Source organism: Pseudarthrobacter albicanus (assembly GCF_018224015.1).
GTDB lineage: Bacteria > Actinomycetota > Actinomycetes > Actinomycetales > Micrococcaceae > Arthrobacter > Arthrobacter albicanus.
Genome location: NZ_JAGPOT010000133.1, coordinates 1 through 6560, shown reverse-complemented (window position 1 = coordinate 6560; position 6560 = coordinate 1). Strand labels below are relative to the sequence as shown.

Below are 6560 nucleotides of genomic sequence, written 5' to 3'. Positions count from 1 at the left end.
TCAAGAAGCTCGCGCCGGGATCGGCCCGCTACGGCGTCATGTGCACCCCGGACGGCATGATCTTCGACGACGGCGTGACCCTGCGCCTGGACGAGGACCGGTACTTCATGACCACCACCACCGGCGGCGCCGCCAAGGTGCTGGACTGGCTGGAGGAATGGCACCAGACCGAATGGCCCGAACTGGACGTGCACTGCACCTCCGTGACGGAACAGTGGACCACCATCGCCGTCGTCGGCCCCAAGTCCCGGGCCGTGATTGCCAAGCTCGCCCCGCAACTGGCCGCCGGCGGCGGCCTGGATGCCGAGGCGTTCCCGTTCATGACCTTCCGGGAGACCACGCTGGCCTCCGGAGTGCAGGCGCGCATCTGCCGCATCTCCTTCTCCGGCGAACTGGCGTACGAGATCAATGTGCCGTCCTGGTACGGGCTCACCACCTGGGAAGCCGTGGCCGCCGCCGGTGCGGAGTTCAACATCACCCCGTACGGCACCGAAACCATGCACGTGCTGCGAGCCGAAAAGGGCTACCCGATCGTCGGGCAGGACACCGACGGCACAGTCACCCCGCAGGACGCCGGGATGGAATGGGTCGTCTCGAAGGCCAAGGACTTCATCGGCAAGCGCTCCTACAACCGCACGGACGCCGTCCGCACCGACCGCAAGCACCTGGTCAGCGTGCTCCCGGTGGACGGAAGCATCCGGTTGCCTGAAGGCACGCAGCTCGTGGAAAAGGGCATCACCGTCAACCCCGCCTACGGCCCCGTGCCCATGCAGGGGTTCGTGACCTCCAGCTACCACAGTGCCGCACTGGGCCGTTCCTTCGGCCTGGCCCTGATCCACAACGGCCGCAACCGCATCGGCGAGACCCTCGTGGCCTCGATGGGAGACCAGCTGGTGGACGTGGTTGTTGGCGAAACCGTACTTTTCGACGCTGAAGGGACCCGCAAAGATGGCTGAAACATCAGCACCGGCAGAAGCAACACACGTCAACGGACTCCGGGCTGCCCGACGCAGCCCGGCCTCACACCTCACCGAGGCCTTCGCGGCCGGCTCCGTGCCGGGCACCGCCGCACTGAAGGAAATCCCGTACCAGACCATGGTGGGGATCCGCGTTGAGCGCGGCTCCGACGCCGGGGCGCGCATTGCCTCCGTGACCGGCGGGCTGCCCGCATCCTGCGGCGAAGTCAGCGGCAACGGCACTGCGGTCAGCGGCGCTGCTCTCAACGGCACGGTTATCAACGGCGCTGCTCTCAACGGCGCTGCCGTCCTGTGGCTCGGACCCGCAGAATTCATGGTCGTCGCCCCGGAGGCGTCGCACGACTCCCTCGGCGGCTCGCTGGTCAGCGATCTCACGGCGGCCCTGGGGAGCGACGAAGGCCAGGTGGTGGACCTGTCCGCCAACCGCACCACCTTCGAGCTCACCGGCAGCCGGTCCCGCGCAGTCCTCGAGAAGAGCTGCTCGCTGGACCTGCACCCGCGCGTGTTCAAGGCCGGCACCGCCCTGGCAACGGAAATCGGGCACATCCCGGTGGTGCTCTGGAAGACCGCGGACGAGACGTTCCGCCTGTTCCCGAGGGCCTCGTTCGCCGATTTCCTGGGGCGCTGGCTCCTGGACTCGATGCGGGAGTACGCCTCACCCGAGGTCCCGTAATGGCCCTCAGCGTGCTTGACCTGTTTTCCGTTGGCATCGGGCCGTCGTCGTCACACACGGTCGGCCCGATGCGGGCGGCGAAACAGTTCACGGACGGTCTTGAATCGTCCGGCCGGCTTGCGGCCACGGTGCGCGTCCAGGCTGAGCTTTTCGGCTCCCTGGGCGCCACCGGCCGCGGCCACGGCTCGGACAAGGCCGTGGTGCTGGGGCTGCAGGGACAGGCCCCGGAAACCGTGGACACCCGTACCGCCGACGACCAGGTTGCCGCAGCCGCCCTCAACGCCGAGCTGCGCCTCGGCGGCAGCCACCGGGTGGACTTCAACTGGGACGAGGACGTGGTCCTGCACCGCCGCAAGTCCCTGCCGGCCCATCCGAACGGCATGACGTTCCGGGCGCTGGACCACACGGGGGAGGTGCTGCGGGAACGCAGCTACTACTCCATCGGCGGCGGATTCGTGGTGGACGGCGACGCCGCCGGCGCGGACCGGGTTGTCGCCGACACTACGGTGCTCCCCTACCCCTTCACGTCGGCGGATGAGCTCCTGGCGATGTGCGCCCGCGAAGGCAAGTCGATCTCGGACATCATGCTCGCCAACGAGCTCGTGTGGCGCAGTGAGGCCGAGCTCCGCGAGCGCCTGCTCAAGATCTGGGCCGTCATGCGCGAATGCGTCGACAACGGCTGTGCCGCCGAGGGCGTCCTGCCGGGCGGACTGAACGTCACCCGCCGCGCGCCGTCGCTGTTCAGGACGCTCTCGGCCACCGATGCGGACCTGGCCGGCGCGGCCTCGGCCGACCCGCTGCTCGCGATGGAATGGGTGAACCTGTTCGCGCTGGCCGTCAACGAGGAAAACGCGGCGGGCGGCCGGATCGTCACGGCGCCCACCAACGGTGCGGCCGGCATCGTGCCGGCGGTCCTGCACTACTACACGAAGTTTGTGCCGGGCGCCGACGACGACGGAGTGGTCCGCTTCCTGCTGGCCGCGGCCGCCGTCGGGATCCTGTTCAAGATCAACGCCTCGATTTCCGGGGCGGAGGTCGGCTGCCAGGGCGAGGTGGGCTCCGCGTGCTCCATGGCGGCCGCCGGGCTCTGCGAAGTCCTGGGCGGCAGCCCGGCGCAGGTGGAAAACGCTGCCGAAGTCGGCATCGAACACAACCTGGGCCTCACCTGCGACCCGGTGGGCGGGCTCGTGCAGATCCCCTGCATCGAACGCAACGCGATCGCCAGCGTCAAAGCCATCAATGCCGCCCGCCTGGCCCTGCACGGCGACGGCAGTCACAAGGTATCCCTCGACAAAGCCATCAAGACCATGCGCGAGACAGGAGCGGACATGAAAACCAAATACAAGGAAACCTCCCGCGGGGGCCTCGCCGTGAATGTGATCGAGTGCTGAACGATGACCGCCATCCAGTCTGAAGCACAGGCAGTCCAGCAGCCGGCCGCAGTGGAGCACGTCCTCACGCTCGATTGCCCGGAGCAGAAGGGTATTGTGCACGCCGTGTCCGGATTCCTGCTGGAACGTGGCTGCGACATCATCGACATCAAGCAGTTCGGGGAGCGCTCGGAGGGGCACTTCTTCATGCGGGTGCACTTCGCCTCGGAGGGGGATGCGTCAACGGCAGACCTGCTGCGGGCCGCCTTCCCGACGGTGGGCGAAAAGTACGCCATGAACTGGCAGATAGAGCGGCACGGCTCCAAACGCAAGGTGCTGATCATGGTGTCCAAGTTCGGCCATTGCCTCAACGACCTGCTGTTCCGGGCCAGGATCGGGGAATTGCCGGTGGACATCGTGGCGGTGGTCTCCAACCATACGGACCATCAGACACTCGTCGAATGGCACGGGATCCCGTTCTTCCACATCCCGGTCACGGCGGCCACGAAGCCTGCTGCCGAAGCGCGGCTCCTTGACCTCGTCGAGGAGTTCAACGTGGAGCTTGTGGTGCTGGCACGCTACATGCAGGTCCTCAGTGACCACCTCACCCGCAAGCTGGACGGCCGCGCCATCAACATCCATCACTCCTTCCTGCCAAGCTTCAAAGGCGCCAAACCGTACCACCAGGCGTACGCGCGCGGCGTGAAGACCGTCGGCGCCACCGCCCACTACGTCAACGCGGAGCTGGACGAAGGGCCCATCATCTCGCAGCAGGTGGTGGAAGTGGACCACACGTACGGTCCCGAGGAACTGGTGGCGGCAGGCCGTGATACCGAGTGCAAAGCCCTCTCCAACGCCGTCCGCTGGCACTGCGAAGGCCGCGTGATCCTGCAGGGCAACAGGACAGTGGTGCTCCGCTAGGCTTCCACACCCGGGCCCCGGAGGCCGAGCAACGCGGGGTCACCTACGGCCCATTCCGCGGCCCGGGATGGGCCGTAGGTGACCCCGCGTTGGTGGCAAGCGCGTTACCCTAGTCCAACAAGCCCGAACCGGTGAGGAACCCACCTTGAAAATGACCCGTCCTGCGCCTACCGAAGACATCAACGAAGATGACCTGGAAGTACGTGCACCCAAGAAAGCGGCTGCCGGCGTCAAAGCGGTGACGGTGGCGCTGGAACGGGGAATTGCCCAGGCCGGTGTCGCCCGGACGGTGCGATCGATGCTCCGCGTCAATCAGCACAACGGCTTCGATTGCCCGGGGTGCGCCTGGCCGGAGTCCATCACGGGCAAGCGGAGCCCCGCGGAGTTCTGCGAAAACGGCGCCAAGGCCATTGCGGAGGAGAACACCACCCGGACCGTCACCCCGGAGTTCTGGGCTGCCCATTCCATTGCGGAGCTGGAGACCAGGACCGACCACTGGCTGGGCAACCAGGGCCGCATCACGGAGCCTGTGGTGATCCGGCCCGGGGACACCCACTACTCCCCCATCAGCTGGACGGATGCCTTCGAGCTGGCCGCAGGGCACATCCGTGCGACCACCCCGGAGCGCTGCGTCTTCTACACCTCGGGACGGACGGCGAACGAAACCGCCTTCATGTACCAGTTGTTCGCCCGCAGCGTGGGCACCAACAACCTGCCCGACTGCTCCAACATGTGCCACGAATCCTCCGGCTCCGCCATGAACCCCACCATCGGCATCGGCAAGGGAACGGTCTCCCTGGAAGACATCCACGAGGCCGAGCTCGTGTTCGTGGTAGGGCAGAATCCCGGCACCAACCACCCCCGGATGCTGTCCGCCCTCCGGGACTGCAAAAACAACGGCGGTAAGGTGGTGGGCGTCAATCCGCTGCCCGAGGCGGGGCTGATGAACTTCAAGGACCCGCAGTCGCTCACCGGAGTGGCTGGGCACGGAACAACCATCGCCGACGAATACCTCCAGATCAAGGTGGGCGGGGACCTTGCCCTGTTCCAGGCCCTGGGCCATCTCCTGCTGGAAGCCGAGAAAGAGAACCCGGGCACCGTGGTGGACCACGCGTTCATCCAGGCACAGACCCAAGGATTCGAAGAATATGTGTCGGCCCGCAGCACCCTTGACTGGGCCGAAACGGAGAAAGCCTCCGGCCTGGGCAAGGACGAAATCACCAGGATCGCCGGCATGATGGCAGCTTCCAAGGCCACCATCATCTGCTGGGCGCTGGGGCTGACGCAGCAGCCGCACTCGGTGGACACCCTCCGGGAGATCATCAACCTGCTGCTGCTGCAGGGAAACTTCGGCAAACGCGGCGCCGGGGCCTGCCCCGTGCGCGGCCATTCAAACGTCCAGGGTGACCGCACCATGGGCATCTGGGAGAAACCAAAGGAAGCGCTCCTGGCCGCCCTGGACAAAGAGTTCGGGATCAGCACACCACGGGAGCACGGCTACGACTCCACGGAAGCACTGCAGGCATTCGAACTGGACAACGTGGACGTCTTCGTGGGCATGGGCGGAAACTTCGCGGCGGCGAACTCCGACACGGGGCCGCTGGAAGCCGGCATGAAACGTGCCGGGCTGACGGTCCACATCTCCACCAAGCCCAACCGTTCACATGTCGTCCACGGCCGGACATCACTCATTCTCCCCACGCTCGGCCGGACCGACACCGATGACAAGCACCCGGGCGGCCGCCAGTTCCTGTCCGTGGAGGATTCGATGTCCGTGGTCCACTCGACGCAGGGCCGCCTCCAGCCGGTCTCCGACCATCTGCTCAGCGAACCGGTGATCATAGCCCGGCTGGCGCAGGCCACCCTGGGGGATGACCACGCGGTGGACTGGCGGCCCATGGCCGCGGACTATGACGTCATCAGGGACCACATCTCGCGGGTCATCCCCGGATTCGAGGACTTCAACGCCCGCATCAGGACCAAGAACGGCTTCGTGCTGCCGAACCCGCCAAGGGACACCCGGACGTTCGCCACCGCCACCGGAAAGGCCGCATTCACGGTCAGCCCGCTGGAATACCTGGAACCGCCGGCCGGCCACCTCATCCTCCAGACCATCCGCAGCCACGACCAGTACAACACCACCGTCTACGGGCTGGATGACCGCTACCGGGGCATCTCGGAGGGCCGCCGAGTCATCCTGGTCCATGACGACGACCTTTCCGAACTGGGCTTCAAGGACCGGGACCTGGTGGATGTCATTTCAACATTCCGCGGCGCCGACGGCCAATCCAGCGAACGACGGGCGGACAGGTTCCAGCTGGTGGCCTATCCCACCGCCAAGGGGTGCGCCGCCGCCTACTTCCCGGAGGCAAACGCGCTGGTCCACCGGGAACTGGTGGCCCGCGAATCCAACACCCCCGGGTTCAAAGCCATGACCATCCGCTTCGTGAAACACTCGCCTCGCTAACCCTTTTTGCGCCGCCCTGCTTGCTCCACGAGTTCGGCCATCCACGGCCGGGTTCCGTGCCGGAGGACCATGCCCTCGGGCAACCCCTGGATGGTCGCGTCGGAGCCGGAAATGTCGATGGTAATCCGGCCGCCGGCCATGGGAGCGTTGGT

5 protein-coding genes are annotated in these 6560 nt (G+C 66.5%); all 5 read left to right on the top strand.

Annotated elements, in window-relative coordinates; translation table 11 throughout:
- Positions 1–956, top strand: a 956-nt coding sequence (locus J9611_RS20475) for an aminomethyl transferase family protein (RefSeq protein ID WP_246528112.1), incomplete at its 5' end; no start/stop codon positions are given.
- A complete protein-coding gene (locus J9611_RS20470) occupies positions 949–1650 on the top strand; it encodes a sarcosine oxidase subunit gamma (protein ID WP_211882947.1) in 702 nt (233 codons plus the stop codon). The genes J9611_RS20475 and J9611_RS20470, both read left to right, overlap by 8 nt.
- The gene (locus J9611_RS20465; protein ID WP_211882946.1) at positions 1650–3041 is read left to right on the top strand and encodes an L-serine ammonia-lyase; all 1392 of its coding nucleotides are present in this window, start codon (positions 1650–1652) and stop codon (positions 3039–3041) included. Before J9611_RS20470 ends, J9611_RS20465 begins: the two co-directional genes overlap by 1 nt.
- Positions 3042–3044: 3 nt before the next feature.
- Complete coding sequence (purU, locus tag J9611_RS20460; protein ID WP_211882945.1) at positions 3045–3941, top strand: formyltetrahydrofolate deformylase; 897 nt, start codon at positions 3045–3047, stop codon at positions 3939–3941.
- 151 nt (positions 3942–4092) lie between these two features.
- On the top strand, positions 4093–6408 hold the full coding sequence (locus J9611_RS20455) for an FdhF/YdeP family oxidoreductase (protein ID WP_211882944.1): 2316 nt from the start codon (positions 4093–4095) through the stop codon (positions 6406–6408).
- Positions 6409–6560: the final 152 nt, after the last annotated feature.

Coding starts and splice junctions, on each gene's coding strand:
- J9611_RS20470 (WP_211882947.1), top strand. CDS start 949: ATGGCTGAAACATCAGCACCGGCAGAAGCAACACACGTCAACGGACTC.
- J9611_RS20465 (WP_211882946.1), top strand. CDS start 1,650: ATGGCCCTCAGCGTGCTTGACCTGTTTTCCGTTGGCATCGGGCCGTCG.
- purU (WP_211882945.1), top strand. CDS start 3,045: ATGACCGCCATCCAGTCTGAAGCACAGGCAGTCCAGCAGCCGGCCGCA.
- J9611_RS20455 (WP_211882944.1), top strand. CDS start 4,093: ATGACCCGTCCTGCGCCTACCGAAGACATCAACGAAGATGACCTGGAA.